This is a genomic window from bacterium (genome assembly GCA_030583725.1).
Classification (GTDB): domain Bacteria; phylum Patescibacteriota; class Microgenomatia; order UBA8517; family UBA8517; genus JAUYMM01.
In genome coordinates, this window is the sequence record CP129472.1 from 163,577 (window position 1) to 188,551 (window position 24,975).

The window sequence follows — 24,975 nt, forward strand, 5'->3', positions numbered from 1 at the left end:
AACTATACCATTTAATTGATACTTTTAGAAAGTGATGATTTAAGTTTTAATATCCAAGGTTCAGGGCCAGGGTCAGTATCATCAAGAATAGATATATAAAAACCAACCCAAGCGCAGTAATGCGCAAGTTCAAGTGACTGTGATAACACACTAGTGGTACTTAATGTATATGTAAAGGTGTTTAAATTTTGTTCTGCAAAAATATCTTTTGTTATTCTGTATCGAAGTTGTACTCTTTCATGATTAAATTTACTTTCAAAGAATAAATATTTTTTATTTAAAGCAGATGCAGGCTTCTGCGTAGCCTCAACCAAAACGTGATTAACTTCAGGGAAATCGTAAAATTCTGTAAAATTTCTGCTGATTTCACACATTGCATTACGCCCTGCATTTAATGCACCTATAAAAGGTCTGCCACCAAATAGTACAGGAATGAAACCGTGAAGCTTTTTGGCAATTTCTTTTGCATTCCAATTAGTACGAATTCCTTCAAGTTCCTTTAAGGCTGAATCTATTTCTGTTCCAGCGTTTGGCATAATCCCAATTGTTTGTAATACACCCATAAGCCCACCAAGTGACACACCTAACCCTGATTTTGGAAAACCTGTGGGATTTGTGTCTTTGGGGTCAATGATTGCACCCTGAATTTCACCAGAAGTGATCAGTTCACCAATTTTGCCGCCAGTTGAAATTCCTATTATCTGTGCGCCCCTAGATTTAGCAACTTGGTATCCTGAAAGTGTTTCTTCAGTGTTTCCCGAATAACTATTCAAAATTACCAATGTTTTTTGGTTTACCCACTCTGGAAGACCATAGTCGTTATATACAACAAATGGTTTTTCATAATTGCTTTCTAAAAGCCCTTGAACAATTTTACCCGCATTTGAAGAACCACCCATACCTGAAACAATGATATTATCAAAATCAGAAATTACAAATTTTAAAGTTGAAGCTTGAGAAAAAGTTTCACGAATCTGATCAGAAAACATTTGGAGTGCTTTTTCAACTCCTGATGGGTCTAATTTTGTATAGTCTTGATTTAAATCCATATTGAATAAATAATATACCAATGTTATCATTTTCACAATGAAACCAATTAGCGAACTCACTGAAGATGATGTCAAGAACATAAAAGTTGTTTGTTTTGATGTAGATGGCGTAACTATTAAAAAAGGTACTGAGATTTCAGAAAAAGGAACAGAACTAAAGGTAAAAACTTCCCCACTTGAGGACAAAATACTCCAAAAAATAATAAAACTTAAGAAATATTTTCATATAACAGTTAATAGTGGAAGAAGCACTATGTATCTAACAAAAGTATTCCAGGAAATGCTTTGGGGCAATGCGAGCGTAATTGGAGAAATAGGAATTTTTACAGTTAAAGACGGAGAATTAAAACAGACTGATATATTTACTGATTATGAACTTGAAACTCTTCGAAAAATTACTGTAGATTTGCAAAAACTAGCTAATGAAAATGATAAAGCAAGAGGATTTGAGCCGAAACAATTCTTAATTACACTCCACTGCTTTGAAGCAATTCCTGCAGTTGATGAAGTCGTAAAAAAACACGATATAAAGAATGAATTTTATTGCTGGTGGAACGGGGAAGCCTACGACATAGCACCGTATAGATTTAATAAAGGTGTTGGACTTAAGAAACTTTGCGAGCAACTTGGAATCGACATTTCTCAGACCATAGCGGTTGGAAATGGAATCAATGACAAAGATATGACTGACGTTGCTGGAATTGGTGTCACAACCGACAAAGAGCATTTAGAGTCAGATTATTTTATAGATGGAGAACACCTAGGCGGTGAATATCTTATGGATAAGCTCCTGGAATTAAAAGGGGATAAATAACTTACCCCTACTGACTTTGTTTGTATTGTGTGTAAAGTTGAAAACTATACTTCACTGCGTTATTATAAAACTCGTCCGAAATGTATTTTTTATGAAGTCTATTTCTTGTTCCATTAAATTGTGCAATTGATTGAGCATATTTAATATTTTCCCATTGATCCTTTCCATAACAATATGCCTTGTTAACCGCATCAGTACCAGATGGCCTTACTTCCATACATTTATTATTAAATAAAAAGTAAGTACCATCTCCGCAAAACATAATATCTGATAAGTCATCAAAAATTAAACCTGGCAATGATTCATTTAATATTTCTCTTACCTGGTCAATTGTTATCAAATTGTCACGATGCCCTAGTGCCAAGCTTAAAAAGTATGAATTATTATTGGTTTTAAGTTGCATCCCTTTTTCCTTTTCCTGAAGTAGTATCTTAATATCAGGCTCACTTTCATTATAGTATTTTTGATTGATTCTGATCTCATACTTAAATACAATTTTATTCTTTTCAAATATGCTGGCTAAATAGTCGACGAGTGTTAAGTGTTTTTCATCCAAACAACTCACCATAGCTGAAGTTATAATAATTGCCTCACCGGCGCTTTTCTCACGCATAGAAATCGCCATTCTACCATTTTTACTTAATATCAACTCAGGTGGTCCAAATATTTCGCCACCACTCTCTTCACCAGCAAATAGCATTCTTGGTTTTTTCCCAATATTTATAGATTTTCCATAGACGTCATTTATAAAAATATCTTGTCCCGCTGAATTCTCAATTTTTCTTTCAATATTTATCATTGTATCGGCCAATTCTTTAAAACCTACTGGAGTGTTAATTACAGGTATATTATTTTTTATTGCCCACTCATCCCAACTTCTTTGTGATGCTGAAGTTTTTAAAATAAACCAATCATATTTAGTCCATAACTTAGCATTTTCTAAAGCCATTTTTTGAAAGTCAATGTTCATCAAAAATGACTGGTTTGGGGTGAACAATACAAGAATTCTATTATCTCCAATTACTGAGTAGACAACTCCCAGTTTTTGTAACACTTCAACTTTATCTTCTGACTCAACAACGGCAGTAACTAATCTATCAGCATCGGGGTCAGTTATTAAAACAACAGTTCCAATTGGGTAGTCTTTTAACAGATCATTGTATTTGATAGTTTCTATAACTGGCGTTTTAATTTTTGAAGTTTTTAAATCAGCATTGACTATTGTCGTATCACAACCCCAATCAAAAAAAGATCCGTCATCTCCTATCATCTTGCCAACACCATGATTAAAGGAATCCTCTTCAGAGTGAATGAACTGAAATTTATCGTCTATTTCAAACGACTTAAGAACTGGTAAAAAAGTGTTTGTTAAACTTCCGCCAACAGAATCGATTATTAATCTGTTTCTGTATGTTTTAATTGCCGATATATTTACATTTGTCGCAACTCCTTTTTTTAAATATTCTATATAGTCATCAATCCCATTGTTAATCGATTTTAGAAACTTGAAGTCCATATTTTTATCATCGATTGATGAAAACTTTATTGAATATTTGCCCTTTTTGTTAACTACTTTTAATATTTTTTCAATTTTCTCAACAAACTTAAGAGATTCGCTTGGAATGTATTGACTCCCTTGGGTATTTAAATCCTTAGTTGCAATTTTCTTACACATAGCGTGTGACGAGGTAACATACTCTCCACCATATAAATCATACATAAAGATAATAAAAGAAATTAAGAAAATAGGGATTGTTTGGTAATCCTCTGTTAAGTAGGTCTTTATACCATAGGCGGACTGAATTCTAGCAATCAGTTCAACATACTGTTTTGAATTGTATCTGACCTCGCTGGCAACTATTTTTTCTTTATTATTATTTATATCCATTGCCACCAAGACCTTGCCCATCGTTGCAAGTGCAACTCCTACTAAATTAAGCGGGTACCTTGTATCCCAAGGGTAGAGTGGGTTTTGTAGACCCCTTATACCAGCAGTAGACACCTTCGCTTCTTCACGATAGCTTTCAAACCAATTTTGAATGCCTAATCCGGGAGTGTTAAGATCAAAGTCGCTTAATTGATCTTTATAAAGTGTGAGTTCAAATTTATTACGGTTGTTAAGATCAATCAAAATATTATCCTTAACTTTTAGGGGTGTATCTTTTTCAACTTGGTCAAGAAAATGACCTTCTAAATCATTTTTGGCTACGGGTTTGCTAAACTTCATAAAAATAAGATTTATCGTATCTTTTTTGCCAATAGTAAGTCAAGGGAGAGAACTAAATCAGCTTTTCCAGTTTTTGCTTTTACATCAATTTCTGCTAATTCTGAAATCAATAATCCCACATCGGGAGTGGGATTTCTTCGGTACTTATCTTTTAACTTCCAAGCAATCATTGCCAGTATATATTCTACTGGTTGAGTTTTAAGCAACTCATGAAACAACTTAATAGAATAACCAGTTCCACTGTTAAAACTATCTAAAAACTTCCATAATATGACAGGTAGTTCAAACAATTCTGCTGTGTCAGGATTTATTTTTTTTAAAGTTGGAGCTGGGATTTTTGCATTATGGTAAATTACTAAGTTTCCTGAATATTTTTTTAACTTATCAAGTATTTTCACATCTAATAGACTATGATCTTTTAAGATGAAGAACTTGTTTTCATCAAATAGTGACTGATTTTCAACTTCAGTAAGACTATAGTCAACAACTTGCCATTTACGTTTTTTAGCAACTTCAATAAACTTTGTCAGTCTTAAATAACTTTTCTGTGTATCATTTCCATGTAATACTATAATTTTCATTTTTTTTAAATTAAAATCTTTGAGATGCATGATATTGTTCAATCAGGATCTCCAGTCTGTCATGGAAACTACCCTTTTTGTGTCTAGTGTGGGGTATTAGTGCTCCTGAAAAGTTTTTAGGGATATGTGTTAACTCGTGTAATAGTACTTTGTCCTGTTCTTTTTCACTTAGTTTATCAAAATGTTCAGAAATAACTTCAACCATATATGCAGGTGGAACATTTAAAGTCCTTTGCCAAAGGTTGGGTAATCCCCAAGTTCTGGCGTAGGCGCGTGCTTTTGAATTTTGTGATCTATAGAAGAATATTCTATCAAAAGTTAACCAATTTAAGTCAAGAACTTCAATTAATTTTTTTGTTCTTTTTCTAATTTCAGGATCTAACTCCCAACTGACCTTTCCTATAGACTTCTGACCCTTTTTGTACTTTTTCATTTAAATGTAATGCTACCACATCTTTGGAAGATGCAAAGTCTACACTTTTTTGGTTAATTAGTATCTTATCAATTTTTTGAAACAAAACTTCTTGACCATCTTTATATATCTTAATTTCATCTCCAACTGTTAAATTACCACTTAACTCAATTATGACGATACCTATCTTTTCATAATAATTAATTACTTTACCTATTTTAAACATTCTACTTAACTCTTTTTAGAATCTATAAATTTTACTTCGTTTATAGTCATAGCGTGGGTCATGGCAATAGCCAAAGCATCAGCCGCATTGTCAAAATGTGTCTTTTTCTTATTTTCGCTTTTAACCTTATTGCCCAATATCTTTCTAACGTGTATCTGAACCTCTTTTTTATTTGCACGACCTGATCCTGTAATTAATTTTTTAATAGTTCCAGGGGCATATTCTGCCACAAAAGTTTTAGTCTTTCTTGCAGCCAATAGAATGGCGCCTTGTGCTTGACCTACTGCAATTACTGTTTTAGCGTTGGTTGCAAAAAAAACTTTTTCAAAAACAAAAACGTCAGGTTTGTATTTGTTAATAAGATCTACTGTTTTTTCAAATATGATTTCTAATCTTTCCTCTTTTAGAAGATCTTTACTTGTTTCAATTAAGCCCCACTCAATAACTTTTAATCCTTTTCCTGAAATTGTAGTTATATCAGTTACTTCAATACAACCAAAACCAGTAGTTGCTGTTCCTGGATCAATGCCTAGTATTTTCATACTTTAATAGTATAGCAGGATTATTTTTTCGAAGATTTTTTGACAGTCTTTTTTGGAGCAGATTTAGCTAATTCTTTTCTATTATTCCTTGAGTAAATTTTGTCTATTTCTTTTGTTGATTTATCTCTGGTGTAATAAAGTTTTGCTTGTTTTACACCTCTTGTTCCTTTTTTAACAACTTCAATTTTTTCAATTGTTGGAAGAGAAATTGGAAAAATTCTTTCAATTCCAATTGTGGCTTCACCAATTCTTCTGACTGTAAAAGTTTTTCCATTGCCTTCACCTTTAATACCTAAAACCATACCCTCAAAAAAGGCGACACGAGTTTTTTCACCTTCTTTAATTCTTTGAAAGACTTTTATCCTATCTCCAACTCCAAACTCTGTTTCATTGTGTTTAATTTTTAATGCCATATGGGTATTATATATCAAAATTGTCTAGCTGAAAAGCGCAGGTTATTAAACTCAATGAAATTTACTATTTTAACTTTTAATTATCTCTCAAAGTGATTTTGTCAAACTATCTTTCTTTTGAGCTTTGTGGTGTTATTTCTTTCTCTTTTTCTAAAGCCTCTAACCATCGTGTGATTCTTTCAGTGTCAGATGTCAAACTAACACTACCACCATCTGAAATTTTTCTGAGTGAAGTAATCATTCCTGCTGCAGTTCTACGGGAGTCACATTTTTGAAGCTTCTCAACTACAGTAACACCATCTTTAAGATATTTAACGTAAAATGGCATTTAATTAAAAACTTTTCTAATTTCATCTTCCAACGTCTGACCCCAACTTACTTTCTGTTTTACATTAATTTTTTTTCCATCAGCCTCAAAATACAAACTAACTTCATCGTTACCTGTGTTTTTTAAAAAAATGTTTTTTAATTTGAGAAGTTTTTCTTTTGAAGTTCCTGCAGGAATTTTAACTAGATGACTACCATCGTTTTTAAATTCAACCATACTTTCTGCTAAAAATGATAATTCGTCCTCTCTTAAATCAGCCTTACCAGTTATTAAGAGCACTTTTCCATCTACAAGTAGATTTTTGACATTTTGGTACAGTTTGGGGAAAACTACTATGTCTATTAGTCCAGAAGTATCTTCTGCTTTAACAAATGCCATTTCTGAGTTATTTTTTTTGGTTAAAATTGATCTTACTTCTTTAACAACAACTCCAATTTTAATTTCCTTACCCCTAAGTTCATCTGGAACTATTTCTGATACTTTGTGTGTAATTTCTGTTTCTAATGGTTCAAGTAGTTCAACAATTGGTTTTGCAGATATTGAAAAACCTAAGAGGTCTCTCTCAAAATTTTCTCTCTCCTCATCTGAAAAATCATCAACAGAATTATCTATAACTGATGAATCAGATACAAATGCAGATATTTTAGTTTCATCTTCTTCAGAAAAAAGACCAAATTGGCCATTATTGTCTTTTGGCTTTGAAAGCTTAGACTTAATTACATCCATAGCATTTAAGAGTGCAGTTCTTTTGCCAAATTTATCCATTGCGCCAACTTTAATTAAACTTTCCAAAACTTTTTTATTTACTTTTCTACCATCTACTCTGTTTATAAAATCCATAAAACTTAAAAAGGGACCGTCTTTCCTGGCTTCTAATATAATTTCAATTGCAATATTACCTACATTTTTAATAGCAGACAAGCCAAATCTTATAGCTTTTTCTTCCAATGAATCTTTATCTTTTGAAATAGAAAAATCTAAATCAGATTCATTAATATCTGGGTTTAAAATTATAATTCCCATTCTTCTACATTCATGAACAGCTTGACTTACTTTTTCAGAGTCAGAACTTTCAGCAGAAAGAAGTGCGTTCATATATTCAACGGGATAATTTGCTTTCATATATGAGGTGTAATAGGCAACCATGCCATATGATGCGGCGTGAGCTTTGTTAAAACCATATGACTGGAAAGGTTCAAAAAGCTTCCACAACTCATCTGCAAATTTTTGTGTTTGGCCATTTGCAATAATTCCTTTGGTTAATTTTTCCTTCTGGGCAGCCATTTCTTCAGGTATTTTTTTACCAACTGCTTTTCTAAATTTATCTGTTTCTTCCCAAGTGTAACCAGCAAGCTCCAAGGCACAGAACAAAAGATCATCCTGATAGACAATTAATCCATATGATTTATCTAAAAACTTTTCCATTCTGGGGTCTAAAAATTTAACTAATTTTGGATTATTTTTTCTGGCAATATATTCTGGTATTACAGCTAATGGTCCAGGACGATACAAAGCCACCATGGCCATAATATCTTCAACCCTTTCAGGTTTTAGTTCTTTTAAGAACTTGGTCATTCCTGATCCATTAAGTTGAAAGGTTCCCATTGTTTCACCACGAGAAAGCATTTCATATGTTTTTTTGGCACTTTCATCTTTTGCTCCGTCAATTGGTAGTTTATGTAAATCAATCTTAATTCCCCGTAAATCCTCAACAATTTTAATTGCATTACCTAAAATGGATAAGTTACGAATTCCTAGAACATCAAATTTAATTAGACCAACATCTTCACAAGCATGCATTTCGTACTGTGTAATTGTTTTTTCCCCAGATGGTTCTTTTTGAATTGGAGCGAAATCTGTTAATTTGGTAGGTGAAACTACTACCCCTGCAGCATGAACAGATAAATGTCTGGCGTTACCTTCAATGTCTCTGGCTAAATCTATTATTTTTTTAGTATCTGAGTCACTGTCGTACAATGATTTTAAATCTGGTGTTTCATTTAGGGCTCTATCTACTGTCATCGGAAATCCTTGAGCCCCCAAGGGTATTAATTTTGCTATTTTATCTCCAATTGCATAGGGGTAACCCAATACTCGCGCAATATCCCTTACAGCTGCTTTTGCAAGCATTCTCCCAAAAGTACATATTTGGGCGGTTTTGTCTTCACCATAGGTCTTTGCTATGTAGCGTATGACGTCATCACGTCTATTATCAGATATGTCAAAGTCAATATCAGGTGGAGATGGTCTATAGGGGTTTAAAAAACGCTCAAACGGTAAATTGTAGGTTAAAGGGTTAACTGTTGTAATACCTAAGACATATGAAACAAGTGAACCTGCAGCTGAACCCCTGGTGTTGGTTATAATTCCATTGTTGGTGGCCCAATTAACCATATCGTAAACAATCAAGAAGTAAGGTGCATAGCCTTTAGTGTTTATAATACTAAGTTCGTATTTTAGTCTTTCTTTGACTTCATCAGTTAAAATCTCAACACGTTCTGGAAGAAACTTCCAAGATAAATCTTCTAAATATTCACTATCTGTTTTTCCTTTGGGTAAATCGTATTTTGGAAATGACCAACTTCCGATTGGAATCTCTAAATTACACTTGTTGGCAATTTTTACTGTGTTTTCAATAGCATCTGGTAAGTCAGGGAATACTTCTTGCATTTCTTCAGGAGTTTTAATATAGAAGTCAGGATTATCAATGTATCGTAAACGTTTAACATCTGTCACATTTTTTCCAGTTGCAATACAGACTAATGCATCTTGGGCAGTTGCGTCATCCTTTTTGATATAGTGGGCATCATTTGTAGCAACAAGGGGTATACCTAAATCACGAGATAATTTTACAACACCTTCTTCAAACAACACTGAATTGTCAGCAACCTTTTGTAAGTCAGTTCTAAGAATTGTATCTTTAACACTAGGAATAATTTTTTCATAGTGATGACGTTGAATTTCCATATAGAAATCTTCTCCAAATGTATCCAAATACCATTCAGTTAGCTTCTTGGCTTCTTTATAATTTTTGTCTATCAAATGCCTTGGAATTTCAGCAGCAGGGCAACCAGAAAAACAAACTATTCCTTTTTTGTGTTTGGCAAGTATTTCTTTTGTGAAGCGAGGTCTGTAATAGTAACCTTCCATATGAGCAATAGAAGTTAGCTTCATTAGATTTTTATAACCCTCATAGTCTTTTGCGAGCAACGTTATATGAAAGTTATCTTTTACTTTTTCTTCCATTGAACGAGTCACATAACCCTCAAGACCAATAATGGGTTTAACTTCCTGTTTTTTACCTTCTTTGAAAAATTCAACAACGCCATACATTGCACCATGATCAGTAATTGCAATTGCATCCATATTATTTTCTTTAATATGGCTAAAAAGTTTTTTTATTTTAGACATCCCATCAAGAAGTGAATATTCTGTGTGGTTGTGAAGATGTACAAACTTAGACATTTTTTTTGCTTCTAAACTCATCTTTATTCTTATACATTAGCTGGTCAGCTCGGCCTAATAGAGTCTCGAGTGTATCTTCTGGGACTCTTCCAGCAAAACCTATTGCTGCATTGAGGTTCGCAAGCTTCAGGGAATTGTTTATCTTTGGTAAAACCTTTGATTCAGCAACCTGGCTATCTGTTGAATGCATTAATAATACAAATTCATCTCCACCATATCTAAAAAAGTAATCTTGATCTCTTAGTTTATTTTGTAAGTCTTTGGCGAACATAGTCATCCTTCTATCACCTTCAGGATGACCTAGTGTGTCATTGACCGCCTTAAAGTCATTCAAATCAATTACAACTAGTGTTAATGGTGTGTTGTTTCTTAGAGATTCTTCAAACTGTCTAGGTGCTAATACCTCAAAGGCATTTCTACTAAATGCACCGGTCATAAAATCACGTAAGGATTTTTCCTCCTCATCTTTCCATTCCAACTCATCAGGTTTAAAATCCTCACGTATATTGTCAGCCATAGTTATTTATTTAAGAATTTTAATAATATATCATTTAATTCTTTTGGATTTGCTTTTCCTTGCAATTTCTTTTGTGCTTGTCCTATTAAAAAGCCAATAACTTGCCCTTTACCATTTTTATATGAAGTAACTATATCAGGATTTTCTAAAATTACACTAGAAACTGCAGTTTCAACATCATTTGGTGTTGCAAATTCTGTTGTTTCTATTTCTTTAATTTTTTTAATAAGTCCTGCAGGTTCTCTAAATTCACTATCCATTTTTTTATTAACCATTAAGTTAGCGATTAACTTGTAGTTATTATCAAATTTTGCAGCTTCTTCAAAATAACTTGCTCTGCTTGGGTCTGAAACTAGAATTTCTATAAAATCTTTTGAAATATTATACTGGGTCTTAAATCTAATTCTTTTTTCATTGGGTAATTCTGGGATAGAACCTTGTATTCTTTTAATGTCCTCGTCAGACGTCTCAATTGGTGGTAAATCAGCCTCTGGAAAGTATCTATAGTCATCAGACCCTGATTTTGTTCGTTGTGAGAAGGTAGTTTGAGTTGTTTCATCATAGCCTCTAGTTTCTTGTTCTAGTTTCAGTCCTTTGTCTAAAGCTTCTGATTGTCTTTTTATTTCTGCTTTTAGTGCTTTTTCTAAAAATCTAAATGAATTAATGTTTTTAAGTTCCACCTTGTAGTTAGGGAGTTGTCCATCTTTTGAAAGTGAAATATTTGCTTCAAGCCTCATTGTTCCCTTTTCCATATCTGCATTACTTATGTTTAAATATCTAGCAATTAACTGCAGTTCTCTTAAGAAGCTTAAGACTTCATCTATTTCATTGAATACTGGTTTGGTAACAAGCTCTATTAGTGCACAACCTGAACGATTGAAATCTATAAGTGATACTTTTTTACCATCAACTACTTGGTGGATTAGCTTACCTGCATCTTCTTCTAGATGTATATGGTCTATCTTTTTGCTCAGTAGTTCTCCACCAACACAAAAGGGATTGTCTTTTTGACTTGTTTGAAAACTTTTTGGTAAGTCAGAGTAAAAATAGTGTTTTCTGTAAAAGATACTTTTCTTACTTATTTTAGATCCCAAAGCTAGTCCAAGTTTAATAGTTTTTTCAATTGCTTGGCTATTTGCAAAGGGCAGTGCGCCGGGTAATCCTAAACAAATAGGGCAAGTTTGTGTGTTTGCCTGTTTGCCAAAATGATCTTGTGGACACGAACAAAACATTTTTGAATTTGTGTTTGGCTCTATGTGTACTTCAAGACCAATGATTGTTGTATATTTATTATTCATTTATTTATTCACTAAAAAGCTGTTCTAGGTTTAAAATCTGTAGCTTTTTCATACAGCTTACCTAGATGAAACAAGTTATTCTCTTTAAATCTGGGCCCCATTAACTGAAAACCTAGAGGCAACTTATTTTTTGTAAATCCACTTGGAATTGCAATTGATGGAATTCCACACAAATTTGCAGTTGCAGCATAAATATCTGTTAAGTACATAGCAAGTGGATCGTTTGTTTTTTCACCAATTTTAAATGCTGGAGTTGGGGCAACTGGTGCTATTATTGCATCTACTTTGGAAAAAACGTCGTCAGTCTCATTTTTGATAATTGTTCTTACTTTCATTGCTTTCTCATAGTAGGCGTCATAATAACCACTAGACAACACATAGCTTCCAAGCATTATTCTGCGTTTGGCCTCTTCGCCAAAAGTGTCCCTAGCATTGCCATACCTGATTCCATCAAACCTGCCCAAATTACTTGAGACTTCAGCAGGTTGGATAATGTAATAGACTGAGATAGCATACTTTGTTGAAGGTAGTGACACATCAACAAACTCTATATCCTCCGATTTAAAAACACTAATAACTTCTTGTATATCTTTTTCAATTTCGAGGGAGAGGCCTTTGATAAAAAACTCTTTTGGTACTCCAATTTTTAATTTAGATGTTTTAACTTGTCCTGCATCATAATTTTTAACAGTTCCATCAAATCCATCTTCTCCTTTTAATACATTAAATACAGTTTCAACGTCAAGGGTGGTATGTCCAAGAGGGCCCACAGTGTCAAGTGAGCTTGCCATTGCAATTACTCCATATCTTGATATTGCTCCGTATGTCGGTTTTAGAGAAACTATATGATTATAGTTAGCAGGTAATCTAATTGATCCACAAGTATCTGTGCCAGTTGAGATTAAACTTAAGTTTGCTGAAAGAACAGCGCCAGAACCTGAAGAAGAACCGCCAGCTATATATTCTTCATTCCAAGGATTCTTTGTAACTCCAAAGTCTGAATTCTCACCACTACTTCCGTGTGCAAAAGCATCACAGTTAAGTTTTCCAAGTGGGATTGCTCCTGCATTTTCAAGTTTTTTAACCGAAGTTGCTGAATATGGTGGTATGTAGCTTTCTAGTATTTTTGATCCAGCAGTCGTTCTTATAGATTCAGTCAAAAATATATCCTTGTATGAAACAGTAACTCCAGAAAGTGGGTTTGAAAAATCACCTGACTTATCAAGTTCTTTTGCTTTTTCATATGCTTTTTCTTGACTAACAGTTAGAAATATATTGTATTTACTGTTGTATTTTTTAATTCTTGCAAGATAGTGGTCAACTAGTTCAACAGCACTAAACTTTTTAGATTTTAGACCATCTTGTGTTTCTTTAATGGTTAAGGGGTAAGTCATTTGTCACTTCTCCCTTCTAGAATGGCAGGAACTTTAAAAAAGCCATTATGGCTATTGTCTGTCCCTGATAACGCTTTATCTTTTGTAAGTACAGGGAGTGAATTGATTTCATCTTTTCTTGTGATGTTACTTAAGCCCGTTGTTTGGGTTGTTGGCTCTACATTATCTGTGTTAACTTCTTTAAGTTGACCTATAAATTCAATGACTTTGGTCAACTGTGGAGTAAACTTGGCAATTTCATTGTCAGTTAAAACAAGGTTTGAAAGCTGGGCTGTATGCAAAACTTGTCCTTTGGTTAACTTGACCATATGGACATATAATACTTCACTTACGCCATTTTTTGTAGTGTTGCTATTCTTTCTTTTACTGGTGGGTGAGTATTAAATAGATTTGAGAACCAAGAAACTTGCGATTTTGATTTGTCTTTAAATGGACTTTCAAAATAAAGGTGAGCGGTTGCTTTGTTTGCAGCTTCTAATGGCTCGTGGTCATTTGATATTTTCTGTAATGCCAAAATGAGTCCCTGAGGCTGACGAGTTAAAGACACTGCAGTTGCATCTGCCATAAATTCTCTTCGTCTTGAAATTGCAAGTTTAATTAGGCTTGCGATGATTGGCGATAATAGGGCAAAAACTAGTCCTAAAATCATTATAATTGCCCCAAGTTGATTTTTTTCACTTCTATCAGAACCTCTTCCGTGGAAACTTACTCTCAAAAACCAATCAGCAAGAAGTGCGATTAAACCAACCATCACGGACACAATACTCATAAGCCTTATGTCATAATTTTTAATATGTGCCATCTCGTGAGCCACAACTGCTTCAAGTTCAGTCCTGTTTAACTTGGCAAGAAGTCCAGTTGTAACACAAACCACGGCATGATCTGGGTCACGCCCTGTTGCAAAAGCATTGGGTGCTGAGTCTTCAATTACATATAATTTTGGTAAGGGAAGCCCAGATCCAATTGAAAGATTTTCTGCAACACTTCTAAATATTTTATCTTCTGCCTTATTTGCAACTCTTGCGCTTGATATTGAAAGCACAATTTTATCTGAATAGTAGTAACTGATAAAAGTAGAAACACCTGAAATTATCAATGCAATACCAACATAACCTAGACCTCCAACTCGGTAATCCATGTAATATCCAAAGGCTTGACCAAAAATATAAATTGTAAGAAATGAAAACACTAAAAATAACACAGTTATAACTGCGCTTTTCACTTTATTACTTTGCTGAACCTCGTATATATTTTGCATTAGAGATTAACTTTTGGTGATTTCATCTCTGCTGAGCTTACAGTTAGATGTTCACCATCTTCTGCTGTTTCTAAACCTTTAAGTTCATCAAACTTAAACATGTTGGCAACAAGATTACTTGGAACAGAAACTCTTTTAACATTATAGTCAGCTGTTAAGTCAATCAAAAGTCTTCTTGCGTACATGACTTTGTCAGATGTATCTCTAAGTTCACCCATTAAGTTTTCCACAACTGTATTGGCCTTAAGTTCAGGATTGCTTTCAACTACTATCTTAAGTCCAGACAAAGCCTCAGAAATTTGTTTCGATGCATCTTGACCTTTAGAAAGTAACTTTCTAGCTTCAGATAACATTTCCATTATTCCTTTTTCGTGCTTTATATAACCTTTTACAGAAACCTCTAGGTTTGGAATTAAGTCTGCTTGTCTTTTAAGTTGATTGCCTATTTCTTGAATTGAAGCTTTAATTCTTGCCTTGCTTGATACAAAAAAATTATATGTTGAAATAACCCAAAGCACTAATAAAACAGATAGTCCTATTAAAATAATTGTAATATTCATATATTAATCACCACCCTTCAACTAAATTGATAATAGGATATTAGGATTTAAATGACAAGTCTTTTCAGAAACTCCTCTAAACTTAAGGTGTTTATTATATCTTTCTTTTGGCACCAACCTCTTCTTGCAACGTCTACTCCATACCTCATATTATCCATCATTGAAACCTCATGGGTATCAGTCCCCAATGTCAGATTAACACCTAGTTTGACAGCTTCACGTACTAAAGTATCTGGTAAGTCCAACCGCATTGGGTCTGAATTAATCTCAATCCACTTATTGTTTTTTAGACAAAAGTCAAAAATAACTTCCCAGTTAAGTTCAACGCCCTCTCTTTCGTTAATTTTTCTTGCAGTTGGATGGGCGAATATTTTCACCTTTGGATGACTAAGAGCTGTTAAAACTCTTTTAGTCATATCGTCTCTATTAAGATCAAAAACAGTATGAATTGAAACTAATGCAAAGTCTAAAGTTTCTAACCCTTTCACGGAAACTGGCAAACTTCCGTCCTTACCTATGTCAATCTCGAGGCTATTGAACACTTTTTTTACACTACCTGTTCCACTTTTCACGACTGAGTAATTAAGTTGATCTACAACTTCTTTTTTTCTTTTTAAGATATTAATAATTTCAGATTCGCTATGTTTACTTTTACTGGGGTTGTGCTCAGTGAAAGCAATATATTCGTAGTTTAGATTATTAGCTTTACTAACTATTTCTTGCATACTGCTAGCACCTAAGTCGTGTGAAGTTTCAATATCAAAATCACTATGTATTTGTAAGTCCCCCTTAACGTCTTCTACGGAAACCAAATTAGGTAGCTTATCATTTAAAGATGCTTCTATTTCTCCAGTGTCTTCTCTGAGTTCAGGTTCAATATATGTAAGTTTTAAAAAATTGTAGAAGTCTTGTTCATTTGCAAAGCTTAATCTTTCTTTCTTTGGGTTTTTAGTGTCTTTTGCTCCATATTCATTCAAACTGTAACCTAATTTTTTGGCACGTTCTCGAAGAGCAATGTTATGGAACTTACTACCTGTAAAGTGTTGCAGGACTGAGCCATATCTGGCAGGGTCCATTACTAGAATATCAACTTGTACATCACCAGGAAGCAAAAGTGAAGCTGTGCGATCCCCTTTTTCAATAATTTTTTGTGTTTTTGGATATTCTACAAACTTTTTAATGACTTCAGTTGGATTATCTGTGGCAACTGCTATGTCAATGTCGCCCACTGTAGCGGTCTTTCTACGCAAAGAGCCTAGTGTATCTAACTTTTTGATGTGGGGGCTCATTTTAAGCCACTCCATAACCTCAGAAGCAAGTTTTTCAGCATATGGTAGTAGTAGTCTTTTTGTTTTGGTAGCCATTTTTTGAGCTTCAAGCAGTTTTTCTTTAATTTCAGGTTTTGGAAGTTCTGCAAGCATTTTCAATGCTGTTTTTAATCCTACTTTGGGCAAAATCATTAGTTTAAATGCATCTTGGGGTATATCTTTCATTAAATCTTTAAAATGCTTTGATTCACCAGTTCTAAATACCTCGTCAAGGTGTTTTGCAATTGAAGGCCCAATACCGGGAACATCGTCTAGTTTTCCATCATCCCACAAATCTTTAAGTTCTGAAGTGGCATGTTCAACTGAAGTTGCAGCTCTATCATATGCAATTGCCTGAAATTTATACTTTATAGGGTCTTTTAATTGATAGGTAGCTGATACATTTTTCAAAAGTTCTGCAATTTGAAGATTGGTCATGAATAAATTATAGCATCTGATGCTACTTCTTGTGATTAAGAATGACTAACGAATACCTAATTCTCTAACTTTTGCATCTAATTGTGCTGGAGTCCATCCTTTTAAAAATGCCTCCTGTTTCAATTTCTTAAACTGCGCGCCATTTTTTAGTTCGTCGTTTAGTTTTTCTACTCTACTACCTATATTTGTATCTACAGCTGGTCTAGTGATAGCCTCACCTTGTGCAGCAGTAGCGATATCTATCTTTGATTCAGTTACCTCAGTCATAATGTAATTATATTATATGTTTGAAAAATATGCAAAAATAATTAAGATTACTGATTTTGTTCATCTTCACCTTTTTTGTCTTCTTCCCAAACTTTACCTTTCTTTTTAATATTTTCCTTAATAATTTCTTCTTGAACTATTGGTCTTTGATCACCACCCCGAGGAATCTTTTTCTTTTTATCTTTTTCTAGTGATTCTTCAAGAATTTTTTTTATATCTTCATCAGACAACTGTTTTTCACCCATATATTTGATTTTTTTAAGTAATTTTATAAATTGTAACACCAAACCAAACTGCAAAATCAAAAACTACCCATAATCCATTTAATAAAATCATTGGAAAATCTTTTCTTTTTAAGGAATACATTAACAAAGGTATAGTTAGTAAACCATACATTAACCAAGTAAAAGAAGAAACTCCTTCAGTTTGGCGTTTGACGTAAATAATGTAAAGCTGATCTAAGGTGGTAAAGGGAAGTAAAACTGCACAAATATTAGTAACTAAATCTAATCTATCATCCACTCCATTTTTGTTTTTATCTAAAAGAAGAACTTGTTTATTTTTGTATTTTTTAATTATCATTGATTTTAAGATAAATATCTTAGATCATATACTGATATCTATTTCAGCCTTTACCCTAAACCTATTTTTGTCCCCCTTAATCCTACCCGCCTCACTACCGGTGACATTAGCAGACACGTTAATTCCATCATTTAGAACACCATCAACACCTATAATCTCCCCATCAATAAACTTGCTGGCCATTCCAATCAGTACTGAGCTCTCAGGTCCATTTAACTTTGTTCGTGTTTCATTTTCATGCCTGTAAATTGATCCATGAGAATAAGAAGATCTTTCTAAAATTTTCTCATAGAACTTAAGAAACTGATCCTCAACCACAGAATCTAAAAAAACTATGTCTACGCACAGCTGTTTCGTGTATTTAGTTCTCATAACTACTGGTAGTATACCAAAGATTTATATTTCCGTACTATCCACCTCTAATTAATTTAACAGAATCAATGATACGAGTTTAGAATCCAATTAACACTTTGGTAAGTATTTATAAAGTTTCGTTGTGTGGTCTTATAAATTGCCTTTTTTCACACATTTGTAAGAATTTGTGAAAATCGGTTACATCGTTTTTATTCATCTCAGAAATTAATGTATCAGCAATCTCTTCATTTTCCTCGTCTAAATGAAAAGCTACACTCAAACTTGGTCCTACTAATTGTAAAACTCTAGCCAACCTATGATTTCCATCTACAGCCACCAAACCAAGAGCGCCCTGGCTTATTTTTATACCATGAGAAGACAAATCGACGGCTCCTTGTGCGAGTAGGCTAGGAATTGCTTTACAAGCCCTGCTCCAGTTCAATTCCCTTGTTCCATCTCCCGGATGAATAGAGTTGATACTTTCGATCATACGTTATTATATAATCAATATTTGAATTTTGCAATATTATAGGTTAAAAGTTTGAGTTGGGAGATGGTACAGTCAAGTGTACTTTGTGCCTAAAATTCACGGCGAGGTCAATTGTACGAGTTTAGAGTTTGTGAATTATTTCTTTAATCTCCTTATTAGTTTTTACCTGTGCGATATTTGGTGAAAAGTATTTCATACTAACATCATGATGTGTTTGGTCATACGAACCAACACAATCTTTAGCTATTACAATTTCGTAATCACGCATATAAGCATCGATAACTGTTGTACGTACACAGGCATGAGTATTTATTCCACAAAAAATTAGGTGGCTAGGTTTTAATTGAGTTAAAACTTCATCCAAATTTGTTTTAAAGAAGCCACTATATCTTTTTTTAATGATAAAAGTGTCGTAATCACTCTCGTTCAATCCGTCAAGCAATTCGTTGTCCATTGTACCTTCGGCCACTTCAACCTTACCAGACTTTTTATTTCCTAAAGGGGCATCACTTAAATCTGGTTTCATTGATTGTTTTATCCAGACAATAGAAAACTTTGAATTTCTAAACTCATTAACTAAATCGTTTATATTTTGAACTAAATTATCTCTTTGTTTATTTAACTCTTCTTTTGCAAAAAAACCTTTTTGCATATCGATTATAATTAAGGCTGGATTCATAAATATATTATACCAAAATACCCAACTTCGTTGTGAAGTATATACGGTTTGACATGGTTAACTGAAGCAAAATACTTAGTGACATCTATAAATTAACTTGGCGGGATCGACGAGACTCGAACTCGCAACCTCTTCCGTGCAATAAATCCTAAAGTTTCCTTTAAGCTTGGACTATCTCATCAACCTCGTGGGTTGCCAGGTATATAGTCTCTACACATTTACGACGCATTTGCGACGATTTAGCTCGGGATTACCATTTTAAAGGTTTCCCCGAATTAGCCTGATGTTCATCTTTATATTGCTAAAAAGAGCTGCCACTTTCGACAGGGAAGCACTCTAACCAATTGAGCTACGACCCCACCAAATTAACTTAATGGTATTTTACTATAAAATAGACACGCGTGCTACCAATAATAATTTCTAGTTGGATAAAACCTAATCTGAATATGTCTTTCCGACGACAATACCCTCTATTATTGATCCGTCTTTAATATCCAGTGTCATGATTTCATGACAAACTTCACCAAAAAACGTTTTTGGGATGCTAATATGGCAAGCTACACGCGTTGCTACTGTCGATCGGTCTACAGGATGACCCTTGTCTTGTGATATAACAACTTTACATTTGTTACAAATTACAAGATGGCCAGTTGAGTCCTTAACTGAAGTGATAGAAATAATATCCTTTGACATTTGGGTTATTATAGGTAGCGAAAGGCACAGAATCAATCACTTTCTAAAATGATGCCTAAGTTTGTCCCACTTGACTTCAAATCAAATCTAATATAAATTGCGTTTAGCTTCTAAACACTTATAATTTTTTATAAAGTGACTTGCCCTTCAGAAGATTTTAAAAAATATGATTGGTGGTGAATAATTTGAAATTTAACTTAAAAAAGACATTGAAAGCTATTAAACTTAATGAATCTTCAATTTCCATGGTCTTAGGTCTAATTGTTGTTTTAATTGTAGGAAGTTTGACAGTTAAGTATTTGAGAAATGACAGTGGAAGAATCCCTGAAGAACTATTAAACAACTCAATCGAATCTACAACTAAAAAACATACTGTGGCAAAAGGTGAAAATCTTTGGATTTTGGCAGAAAATTACTATGGTGATGGTTTTAAATGGGTAGATATTGCAACTGAAAACAAATTAGAAAATGCATCTGTTATAGAAGAGGGGCAAGAATTGATAATTCCTAACCTTGAAATTGCAGAAGTAGAACAAACAGAGAATGCAATTACCTCAGCAACATATGAAGTAGTAAAAGGTGATTCACTTTGGGATATATCAGTCAGAGCATATGGAGATGGTTATAGATGGGCAGACATTGCAAAAGCAAATAATATTGCTAATCCAAACATAATCCACTCAGGAAATATACTTGTACTACCTAGGTAAAAATTGTTTTTAGATGAGGTAAAGATATATAATAATCTCGCTAAACAGCGGGGTATGAAATTATGTTTCATACCTAAAGTCTCTGCGGGATTAGTTAAACAGTCTAACACCTCCTTCCCAAGGAGGAGAAACGAGTGCGACCCTCGTATCCCGCTCAAAATTAAATTTAGTCCGTATCTTCGGACAATTCTAGTGATTTGATATCAGGCAGTGCCCTTCCTGTTACCCCTTGAAGATCTCCATACATCCCATGAGTATGGTCAATTACTTTTCTAATTTCTTTTTCTTGCCTTGCCCATTTGCTACTAAACCACCTTTTTTCTTTTTCTATATCTTCTTGCATGGTTCCAAAGGCTTCTACGATTCCTTCTACTCTATGTTTAAATTCATTTCCAGTCAAATACTCATACAACACCTTCATTTTTTCATCTACGTTGGTGGCGTTTTGTTTTTCATGATAGATATTCACAAGATTGAATCGTAGAGACATGGCAAGAAGTGTAAAATTACTAATATTACAAACCCAAACCCCATCTTTAAAACCAACACCTTTATCTTTTAAGTCTTCTGGCAAATTAATTGAGACTAGGACTGCAAGGTCAGCCTTGGCCTGTCTTTGATCTTCTTTAAGTTTGGTAATCCAAGTATCACTCCATTTTGCATTTTTACTTTCCCAGATTATGTTTCCGCAATTTCTGCCTAATTTATCAACTACGGTCTGGATTACATCAGCACCCCTAACACCTTTTTTAACTTCATTAATTTCATCATTAGGAAATTCCTGTTTTAATTTAGTCTCAATTGTAAGTTCAAGTGTTTCTCCTTGTGTTTGTTGTGATCCTTGATTAGCTTTCTTTTGTGCTTCTTCAAGTGATTTTTTAAGGTCATTAATTAATTTTTCTTTTTCTACATCTTTTAACTGATGTTCTTCTGCAGCTTTTTTCCTAGCTTCACTTCTGATTGTGTCTTCACTCTCCATTAGTTTCTTTTTCATCTCTACTTCTCTCATTTCATCTTTTTCACGCAGGGTTTTTATTTCATCAAGAAGTTTGCCCATATCTGACGTGAATTTTCTTCTAACTTCATCAACCTCATTTTGGGCTTTTTTACGTTCTTCTAAAATTATGGAGTCTTTAATATCATGGGCTAGTTGCTCAGCAACATCAATTATATTCCCACATTTATTACATTTAACAGTATTTGCCATAGTTTATTTTTTGTTTTTCAATTTTAAATAATTTCTGCCAGTTACCACTTTTTGGTTTGTTTTTGATTCTAAGTCAAGCCTTGCTCGTTTCGCTATTCTACCACCTTTAACAGCAGGAATTTTATTCTCTTTAAAGCCAACTGCATTTTCTGCTTCTGAAATTTGCCTTGTTGAAAGTTCAGCTAAAGCAGTAAATATCAATTCAGCATCAGACATGTGATCTCTTAAATTTTGATTAGCCAGACCTTTTAGGTTTTTGTGCTCCCTAACTGTCAAATCGCTCCACTCTTGATGGATGATGTTTGTTAATATTGCATATTCATTTTCCTTTTTAACCTTGTGATCCTTCCAGTAATCTGTCAACTTGTTTCGTATTTCCTGACCCATCATTCTCTGCTGTATCCATTTTTGGCTCCTACCCATTCTTTGCCAGTAGTCCCGAGCCCGGTTTAAAGACCTTTCAGGATCTGACATATCTTGAATTCTTTGATGGCCTACTTTTGCCAGCCAAAGTTTAATCGGCTCGGCTTTTGGAGATGTAACAGACTGGATTAAACGAAACAAAGTTTCAACGTCAGCAGCATCAGTCAAGTATTTCTTGCCATCAGTTGAGATCATTTTCAGTTGTACGATTTTTTCGTACACCTTACTATTTTCCAACTTTAACTTACGTTTTAGATCAGATAGATATCGTTTTGGAATACTGCTTTCAGTGAGCAAGCCAATTATATCCACTACAGAAAAAAACCATTTTTCTTGTTTTTCATCCCAATGCCTGCGAATATTTTTTCCTTTAAATATTACTAAATCCTTGGAGGTCATAATTAACAATAACCCCAAGATAATACGAAGTCAATATACATAATCTGTCAAAAACTATATAATTCCTATGTACGCCGGGGTAACTCAGCTGGTAGAGTAGCTGTATCGTAAACAGCAAGTCGTGAGTTCGAATCTCACCCTCGGCTCAAAATGCTTACAAAATCAGACTTTTTATTATTTTTAAAAGCTCCACTACATCTCTGGGCCAAGAAACACAAAAAATTAGACAAAAAGACCCCCTCTGCATATGAACAACATTTAATGAAGCAAGGATATGATGTTGAAAAACTTGCAAGAAAACTATTACCTCACGCAGTTTGGCAAAAACCATATATTACTGATGAACTAGAAATCAGGCAGGATGCATTAATCAAGTTTGATGATGGTAGCGCTAATTTATATGAAGTTAAAAGCTCAACAGAAGTGAAAAAGGAACATTTGTTTGATTTAGCCTTTCAAGCAATTGCCACAGAAGAAAAGGTAAAACTTAAAAAAGTTTTCACGGTTACTATAAATAAGGATTATGTCAAAAAAGGTGAAATTGATGTTAACGCATTTTTTGTAATTACAGACTTAACAAAGCAAATTAGGGAATTAAAACCAGTAGTGCAAGAAAAGATTCTAGACGCCATAAATGTAGCAAATAAAGAAAGTAAAGACTATATAGAAAACTGCCTAAACCCCAAAACCTGCCCCTGTATTAATCTCTGCTATCCAAATCTACCGGAGAAATCAATTTTTAATATACCCTACTTAAATTACAAAAAGAAAAGAGAGTTAGTAGATATGAAAATACTAGACATTACAAAAATTCCAGAGAGTATTGAGTTAAACGAAAAACAAAAAAGAGTAGTCACAGTAATTTCAAACAACAAGCCATACTTAAACAGTCAAAGATTAAAAGAGTTTTTAGATTCTTTTACATATCCAATTTACTTTTTAGACTATGAAACATATTCACTAGCAATACCAATTTATAATAACTACAAGCCATATCAACACATGGTTTTTCAGTATTCACTGCACATAGTAAATAATGATGGAACAGTAACACATAAAGAGTATTTAGAAACTGAAACAGGAGACCCATCAAAAAATTTAATTAAAAAGTTAAAAAAAGACATAGGCCCAGTTGGCTCAGTCGTTTCATGGAATAAACAGTTTGAATGTAGCAGAAATAACGATATGGCACTTCTCTACCCTGAATATAAAGAATTTTTAGAAGGTATTAATAATAGAATGATTGACCTTGCTGATTTCATAAACAAAGAAATATATATTCACCCAGACTTTTTTAGGTAGCTGGTCTATCAAAAATGTTTTACCTGTCATGGTTCCTGAGCTTTCCTACAAAAAATTAAAAGTAAACAAAGGAGACCAAGCAATGTTAACTTGGTGGGAGATGGTAAATAGTAAAACGAAAAGTGAAGCAAAAGATCTCTTGGAATACTGTGCTCTCGATACCCTCGCCATGGTTAAAATTTGGGAAAAGCTAAAAACAATCTTATAAATATTTATCTATACATCGTGTGCTCAATAAAAGAATTATGCATTTGCTACAGTTTGAGAAGCTCTGTGCTCTTTCTTGTGCACTCGTTTGATTTGATCTGTTAGTTTGACCAACTTTTCTCTAATATCCTTCAATTCTTTTAACCTTTTCTGTATATCTGCATTGCCAATGAGTGCAGCGTGCAATCCCGTAACCCTCTGGTTTGGTGCAGACCATCCGATGTATTTGCATATTTGCTGGTCAGTCATGTTAGAAAATAATCTTCCTCTAAGATACTGAATTACCGATCTATCATTTGCAGCATCCACATTGTGCTGATGGTGATTTGCTCTGACATTTTGGTAAAGAATACCTTCCATTTTCTCTCCTAATACGTAGGCTTTTCGAGTAAGCTGATAAAAATCGTTATATTTGTTTATAAGATCGTTGTCTGGGTAATATGCATCGTGGTTGTTTATCTGGTCAAAGTTTGCTTGATATACATCAAACAATGGATTGATGTGTGACCCATCAAAATAGAATTTATTGAGGCCGCTCAAGTTCCAAACACTTGGACCTCTATCATAAGCTTCTTGGATATCGACCAATAGCCTACGTTCATAAAATGACTTTGCCCGAGACTTGCTTGCTTGATACTCATTTGATTCCTGAAGATAGTAAAAGATTGCAGCAATAACACCCCCGACAATTCCACCTCCGACAATTTCAGATGTTAGGTTGTCTTTCAATGATTGACCCAAAGAAGAACATAAATTGATTGCAACTATAGCCAATATGCACAAAAGCGATATTGCCGCAATAAATTTCAATAATCTTTTTTGATCCATAGGTT

The 24,975-nt window shown here is 33.8% G+C and carries 29 protein-coding genes and 2 tRNA genes; 6 read left to right on the top strand and 25 right to left on the bottom strand.

What is annotated here, in order from left to right:
* Positions 1 to 11: 11 nt before the first annotated feature.
* Positions 12 to 1,049: an SIS domain-containing protein gene (locus QY322_00950; protein WKZ25858.1), complete on the bottom strand. Its 1,038-nt coding sequence runs from the start codon at positions 1,047 to 1,049 to the stop codon at positions 12 to 14.
* Positions 1,050 to 1,086: 37 nt separating this feature from the next.
* On the opposite strand from QY322_00950, the gene QY322_00955 reads away from it, so the two are divergent.
* On the top strand, positions 1,087 to 1,863 hold the full coding sequence (locus QY322_00955) for an HAD hydrolase family protein (GenBank protein WKZ25859.1): 777 nt from the start codon (positions 1,087 to 1,089) through the stop codon (positions 1,861 to 1,863).
* A 7-nt stretch (positions 1,864 to 1,870) separates the two neighbouring features.
* On the opposite strand, the gene QY322_00960 is transcribed toward QY322_00955, so the two are convergent.
* The 21 genes from QY322_00960 to QY322_01060 form a co-directional block, all read right to left on the bottom strand.
* Positions 1,871 to 4,090, bottom strand: a complete 2,220-nt coding sequence (locus tag QY322_00960; protein ID WKZ25860.1) for a hypothetical protein — start codon at positions 4,088 to 4,090, stop codon at positions 1,871 to 1,873.
* Between the two features lie 11 nt (positions 4,091 to 4,101).
* Entirely contained in the window at positions 4,102 to 4,671 is a 570-nt protein-coding gene (locus tag QY322_00965) for a hypothetical protein (GenBank protein ID WKZ25861.1), read from the bottom strand.
* A 10-nt stretch (positions 4,672 to 4,681) separates the two neighbouring features.
* Positions 4,682 to 5,104: a putative metallopeptidase gene (locus tag QY322_00970; GenBank protein WKZ25862.1), complete on the bottom strand. Its 423-nt coding sequence runs from the start codon at positions 5,102 to 5,104 to the stop codon at positions 4,682 to 4,684.
* Positions 5,043 to 5,309, bottom strand: coding sequence for a hypothetical protein (locus tag QY322_00975; GenBank protein ID WKZ25863.1), 267 nt, complete (start codon positions 5,307 to 5,309; stop codon positions 5,043 to 5,045). Before QY322_00975 ends, QY322_00970 begins: the two co-directional genes overlap by 62 nt.
* A gap of 5 nt (positions 5,310 to 5,314) precedes the next feature.
* Positions 5,315 to 5,851 (bottom strand): crossover junction endodeoxyribonuclease RuvC, encoded by a 537-nt coding sequence (gene ruvC, locus QY322_00980; protein ID WKZ25864.1) that lies wholly within the window; start codon positions 5,849 to 5,851, stop codon positions 5,315 to 5,317.
* A gap of 20 nt (positions 5,852 to 5,871) precedes the next feature.
* Positions 5,872 to 6,264: a 50S ribosomal protein L19 gene (gene rplS / locus QY322_00985; protein WKZ25865.1), complete on the bottom strand. Its 393-nt coding sequence runs from the start codon at positions 6,262 to 6,264 to the stop codon at positions 5,872 to 5,874.
* 106 nt (positions 6,265 to 6,370) lie between these two features.
* Positions 6,371 to 6,592: a hypothetical protein gene (locus QY322_00990; GenBank protein WKZ25866.1), complete on the bottom strand. Its 222-nt coding sequence runs from the start codon at positions 6,590 to 6,592 to the stop codon at positions 6,371 to 6,373.
* Entirely contained in the window at positions 6,593 to 10,057 is a 3,465-nt protein-coding gene (dnaE, locus tag QY322_00995) for a DNA polymerase III subunit alpha (GenBank protein ID WKZ25867.1), read from the bottom strand.
* The gene (locus QY322_01000; GenBank protein ID WKZ25868.1) at positions 10,050 to 10,574 is read right to left on the bottom strand and encodes a GGDEF domain-containing protein; all 525 of its coding nucleotides are present in this window, start codon (positions 10,572 to 10,574) and stop codon (positions 10,050 to 10,052) included. The genes dnaE and QY322_01000 overlap by 8 nt, the downstream gene beginning before the upstream one ends.
* 2 nt (positions 10,575 to 10,576) lie before the next feature.
* Complete coding sequence (gatB, locus tag QY322_01005) at positions 10,577 to 11,872, bottom strand: Asp-tRNA(Asn)/Glu-tRNA(Gln) amidotransferase subunit GatB (protein WKZ25869.1); 1,296 nt, start codon at positions 11,870 to 11,872, stop codon at positions 10,577 to 10,579.
* A gap of 11 nt (positions 11,873 to 11,883) precedes the next feature.
* Complete coding sequence (gatA, locus tag QY322_01010; GenBank protein ID WKZ25870.1) at positions 11,884 to 13,266, bottom strand: Asp-tRNA(Asn)/Glu-tRNA(Gln) amidotransferase subunit GatA; 1,383 nt, start codon at positions 13,264 to 13,266, stop codon at positions 11,884 to 11,886.
* Positions 13,263 to 13,574, bottom strand: coding sequence for an Asp-tRNA(Asn)/Glu-tRNA(Gln) amidotransferase subunit GatC (gatC, locus tag QY322_01015; GenBank protein WKZ25871.1), 312 nt, complete (start codon positions 13,572 to 13,574; stop codon positions 13,263 to 13,265). Before gatC ends, gatA begins: the two co-directional genes overlap by 4 nt.
* A 20-nt stretch (positions 13,575 to 13,594) precedes the next feature.
* The gene (locus QY322_01020; GenBank protein WKZ25872.1) at positions 13,595 to 14,404 is read right to left on the bottom strand and encodes a M48 family metallopeptidase; all 810 of its coding nucleotides are present in this window, start codon (positions 14,402 to 14,404) and stop codon (positions 13,595 to 13,597) included.
* A gap of 119 nt (positions 14,405 to 14,523) precedes the next feature.
* The gene (locus QY322_01025; GenBank protein ID WKZ25873.1) at positions 14,524 to 15,084 is read right to left on the bottom strand and encodes a LemA family protein; all 561 of its coding nucleotides are present in this window, start codon (positions 15,082 to 15,084) and stop codon (positions 14,524 to 14,526) included.
* A gap of 47 nt (positions 15,085 to 15,131) precedes the next feature.
* The gene (locus tag QY322_01030) at positions 15,132 to 16,829 is read right to left on the bottom strand and encodes a hypothetical protein (protein ID WKZ25874.1); all 1,698 of its coding nucleotides are present in this window, start codon (positions 16,827 to 16,829) and stop codon (positions 15,132 to 15,134) included.
* A gap of 45 nt (positions 16,830 to 16,874) precedes the next feature.
* Complete coding sequence (locus tag QY322_01035) at positions 16,875 to 17,096, bottom strand: hypothetical protein (GenBank protein ID WKZ25875.1); 222 nt, start codon at positions 17,094 to 17,096, stop codon at positions 16,875 to 16,877.
* Positions 17,097 to 17,143: 47 nt separating this feature from the next.
* Positions 17,144 to 17,341 carry a hypothetical protein gene (locus QY322_01040; protein WKZ25876.1) on the bottom strand — a complete coding sequence of 66 codons (198 nt, stop codon included), beginning with the start codon at positions 17,339 to 17,341 and terminating at the stop codon, positions 17,144 to 17,146.
* A gap of 13 nt (positions 17,342 to 17,354) precedes the next feature.
* Positions 17,355 to 17,678, bottom strand: coding sequence for a hypothetical protein (locus QY322_01045; GenBank protein ID WKZ25877.1), 324 nt, complete (start codon positions 17,676 to 17,678; stop codon positions 17,355 to 17,357).
* Between the two features lie 24 nt (positions 17,679 to 17,702).
* Positions 17,703 to 18,050 (bottom strand): hypothetical protein, encoded by a 348-nt coding sequence (locus QY322_01050; GenBank protein ID WKZ25878.1) that lies wholly within the window; start codon positions 18,048 to 18,050, stop codon positions 17,703 to 17,705.
* A 109-nt stretch (positions 18,051 to 18,159) separates the two neighbouring features.
* Entirely contained in the window at positions 18,160 to 18,522 is a 363-nt protein-coding gene (locus QY322_01055; GenBank protein ID WKZ25879.1) for a hypothetical protein, read from the bottom strand.
* A gap of 121 nt (positions 18,523 to 18,643) precedes the next feature.
* The gene (locus QY322_01060; protein WKZ25880.1) at positions 18,644 to 19,201 is read right to left on the bottom strand and encodes a cysteine hydrolase; all 558 of its coding nucleotides are present in this window, start codon (positions 19,199 to 19,201) and stop codon (positions 18,644 to 18,646) included.
* Positions 19,202 to 20,070: 869 nt separating this feature from the next.
* On the opposite strand from QY322_01060, the gene QY322_01065 reads away from it, so the two are divergent.
* The gene (locus tag QY322_01065) at positions 20,071 to 20,604 is read left to right on the top strand and encodes a LysM peptidoglycan-binding domain-containing protein (protein WKZ25881.1); all 534 of its coding nucleotides are present in this window, start codon (positions 20,071 to 20,073) and stop codon (positions 20,602 to 20,604) included.
* Positions 20,605 to 20,688: 84 nt separating this feature from the next.
* Positions 20,689 to 20,759 (top strand) — tRNA-Gly (locus QY322_01070).
* A gap of 11 nt (positions 20,760 to 20,770) precedes the next feature.
* Here QY322_01070 and QY322_01075 read toward each other — a convergent pair.
* Positions 20,771 to 21,811, bottom strand: coding sequence for a DUF2130 domain-containing protein (locus tag QY322_01075; protein WKZ25882.1), 1,041 nt, complete (start codon positions 21,809 to 21,811; stop codon positions 20,771 to 20,773).
* 3 nt (positions 21,812 to 21,814) lie between these two features.
* Complete coding sequence (locus QY322_01080; GenBank protein ID WKZ25883.1) at positions 21,815 to 22,633, bottom strand: BRO family protein; 819 nt, start codon at positions 22,631 to 22,633, stop codon at positions 21,815 to 21,817.
* A 73-nt stretch (positions 22,634 to 22,706) separates the two neighbouring features.
* On the opposite strand from QY322_01080, the gene QY322_01085 reads away from it, so the two are divergent.
* The 3 genes from QY322_01085 (at position 22,707) to QY322_01095 (ending at position 24,143) form a co-directional block, all read left to right on the top strand.
* Positions 22,707 to 22,779, top strand: a tRNA-Thr gene (locus tag QY322_01085).
* Positions 22,780 to 22,783: 4 nt separating this feature from the next.
* Positions 22,784 to 23,935, top strand: a complete 1,152-nt coding sequence (locus QY322_01090; protein WKZ25884.1) for a DUF2779 domain-containing protein — start codon at positions 22,784 to 22,786, stop codon at positions 23,933 to 23,935.
* A 28-nt stretch (positions 23,936 to 23,963) separates the two neighbouring features.
* Complete coding sequence (locus tag QY322_01095; protein ID WKZ25885.1) at positions 23,964 to 24,143, top strand: hypothetical protein; 180 nt, start codon at positions 23,964 to 23,966, stop codon at positions 24,141 to 24,143.
* A gap of 35 nt (positions 24,144 to 24,178) precedes the next feature.
* Here QY322_01095 and QY322_01100 read toward each other — a convergent pair whose 3' ends face one another.
* Positions 24,179 to 24,970: a hypothetical protein gene (locus QY322_01100; protein WKZ25886.1), complete on the bottom strand. Its 792-nt coding sequence runs from the start codon at positions 24,968 to 24,970 to the stop codon at positions 24,179 to 24,181.
* Between the last annotated feature and the right edge of the window lie 5 nt (positions 24,971 to 24,975).

Coding starts and splice junctions, on each gene's coding strand:
- QY322_00950 (WKZ25858.1), bottom strand. CDS start 1,049: ATGGATTTAAATCAAGACTATACAAAATTAGACCCATCAGGAGTTGAA.
- QY322_00955 (WKZ25859.1), top strand. CDS start 1,087: ATGAAACCAATTAGCGAACTCACTGAAGATGATGTCAAGAACATAAAA.
- QY322_00960 (WKZ25860.1), bottom strand. CDS start 4,090: ATGAAGTTTAGCAAACCCGTAGCCAAAAATGATTTAGAAGGTCATTTT.
- QY322_00965 (WKZ25861.1), bottom strand. CDS start 4,671: ATGAAAATTATAGTATTACATGGAAATGATACACAGAAAAGTTATTTA.
- QY322_00970 (WKZ25862.1), bottom strand. CDS start 5,104: ATGAAAAAGTACAAAAAGGGTCAGAAGTCTATAGGAAAGGTCAGTTGG.
- QY322_00975 (WKZ25863.1), bottom strand. CDS start 5,309: ATGTTTAAAATAGGTAAAGTAATTAATTATTATGAAAAGATAGGTATC.
- ruvC (WKZ25864.1), bottom strand. CDS start 5,851: ATGAAAATACTAGGCATTGATCCAGGAACAGCAACTACTGGTTTTGGT.
- rplS (WKZ25865.1), bottom strand. CDS start 6,264: ATGGCATTAAAAATTAAACACAATGAAACAGAGTTTGGAGTTGGAGAT.
- QY322_00990 (WKZ25866.1), bottom strand. CDS start 6,592: ATGCCATTTTACGTTAAATATCTTAAAGATGGTGTTACTGTAGTTGAG.
- dnaE (WKZ25867.1), bottom strand. CDS start 10,057: ATGTCTAAGTTTGTACATCTTCACAACCACACAGAATATTCACTTCTT.
- QY322_01000 (WKZ25868.1), bottom strand. CDS start 10,574: ATGGCTGACAATATACGTGAGGATTTTAAACCTGATGAGTTGGAATGG.
- gatB (WKZ25869.1), bottom strand. CDS start 11,872: ATGAATAATAAATATACAACAATCATTGGTCTTGAAGTACACATAGAG.
- gatA (WKZ25870.1), bottom strand. CDS start 13,266: ATGACTTACCCCTTAACCATTAAAGAAACACAAGATGGTCTAAAATCT.
- gatC (WKZ25871.1), bottom strand. CDS start 13,574: ATGGTCAAGTTAACCAAAGGACAAGTTTTGCATACAGCCCAGCTTTCA.
- QY322_01020 (WKZ25872.1), bottom strand. CDS start 14,404: ATGGATTACCGAGTTGGAGGTCTAGGTTATGTTGGTATTGCATTGATA.
- QY322_01025 (WKZ25873.1), bottom strand. CDS start 15,084: ATGAATATTACAATTATTTTAATAGGACTATCTGTTTTATTAGTGCTT.
- QY322_01030 (WKZ25874.1), bottom strand. CDS start 16,829: ATGACCAATCTTCAAATTGCAGAACTTTTGAAAAATGTATCAGCTACC.
- QY322_01035 (WKZ25875.1), bottom strand. CDS start 17,096: ATGACTGAGGTAACTGAATCAAAGATAGATATCGCTACTGCTGCACAA.
- QY322_01040 (WKZ25876.1), bottom strand. CDS start 17,341: ATGGGTGAAAAACAGTTGTCTGATGAAGATATAAAAAAAATTCTTGAA.
- QY322_01045 (WKZ25877.1), bottom strand. CDS start 17,678: ATGATAATTAAAAAATACAAAAATAAACAAGTTCTTCTTTTAGATAAA.
- QY322_01050 (WKZ25878.1), bottom strand. CDS start 18,050: ATGAGAACTAAATACACGAAACAGCTGTGCGTAGACATAGTTTTTTTA.
- QY322_01055 (WKZ25879.1), bottom strand. CDS start 18,522: ATGATCGAAAGTATCAACTCTATTCATCCGGGAGATGGAACAAGGGAA.
- QY322_01060 (WKZ25880.1), bottom strand. CDS start 19,201: ATGAATCCAGCCTTAATTATAATCGATATGCAAAAAGGTTTTTTTGCA.
- QY322_01075 (WKZ25882.1), bottom strand. CDS start 21,811: ATGGCAAATACTGTTAAATGTAATAAATGTGGGAATATAATTGATGTT.
- QY322_01080 (WKZ25883.1), bottom strand. CDS start 22,633: ATGACCTCCAAGGATTTAGTAATATTTAAAGGAAAAAATATTCGCAGG.
- QY322_01090 (WKZ25884.1), top strand. CDS start 22,784: ATGCTTACAAAATCAGACTTTTTATTATTTTTAAAAGCTCCACTACAT.
- QY322_01095 (WKZ25885.1), top strand. CDS start 23,964: ATGGTTCCTGAGCTTTCCTACAAAAAATTAAAAGTAAACAAAGGAGAC.
- QY322_01100 (WKZ25886.1), bottom strand. CDS start 24,970: ATGGATCAAAAAAGATTATTGAAATTTATTGCGGCAATATCGCTTTTG.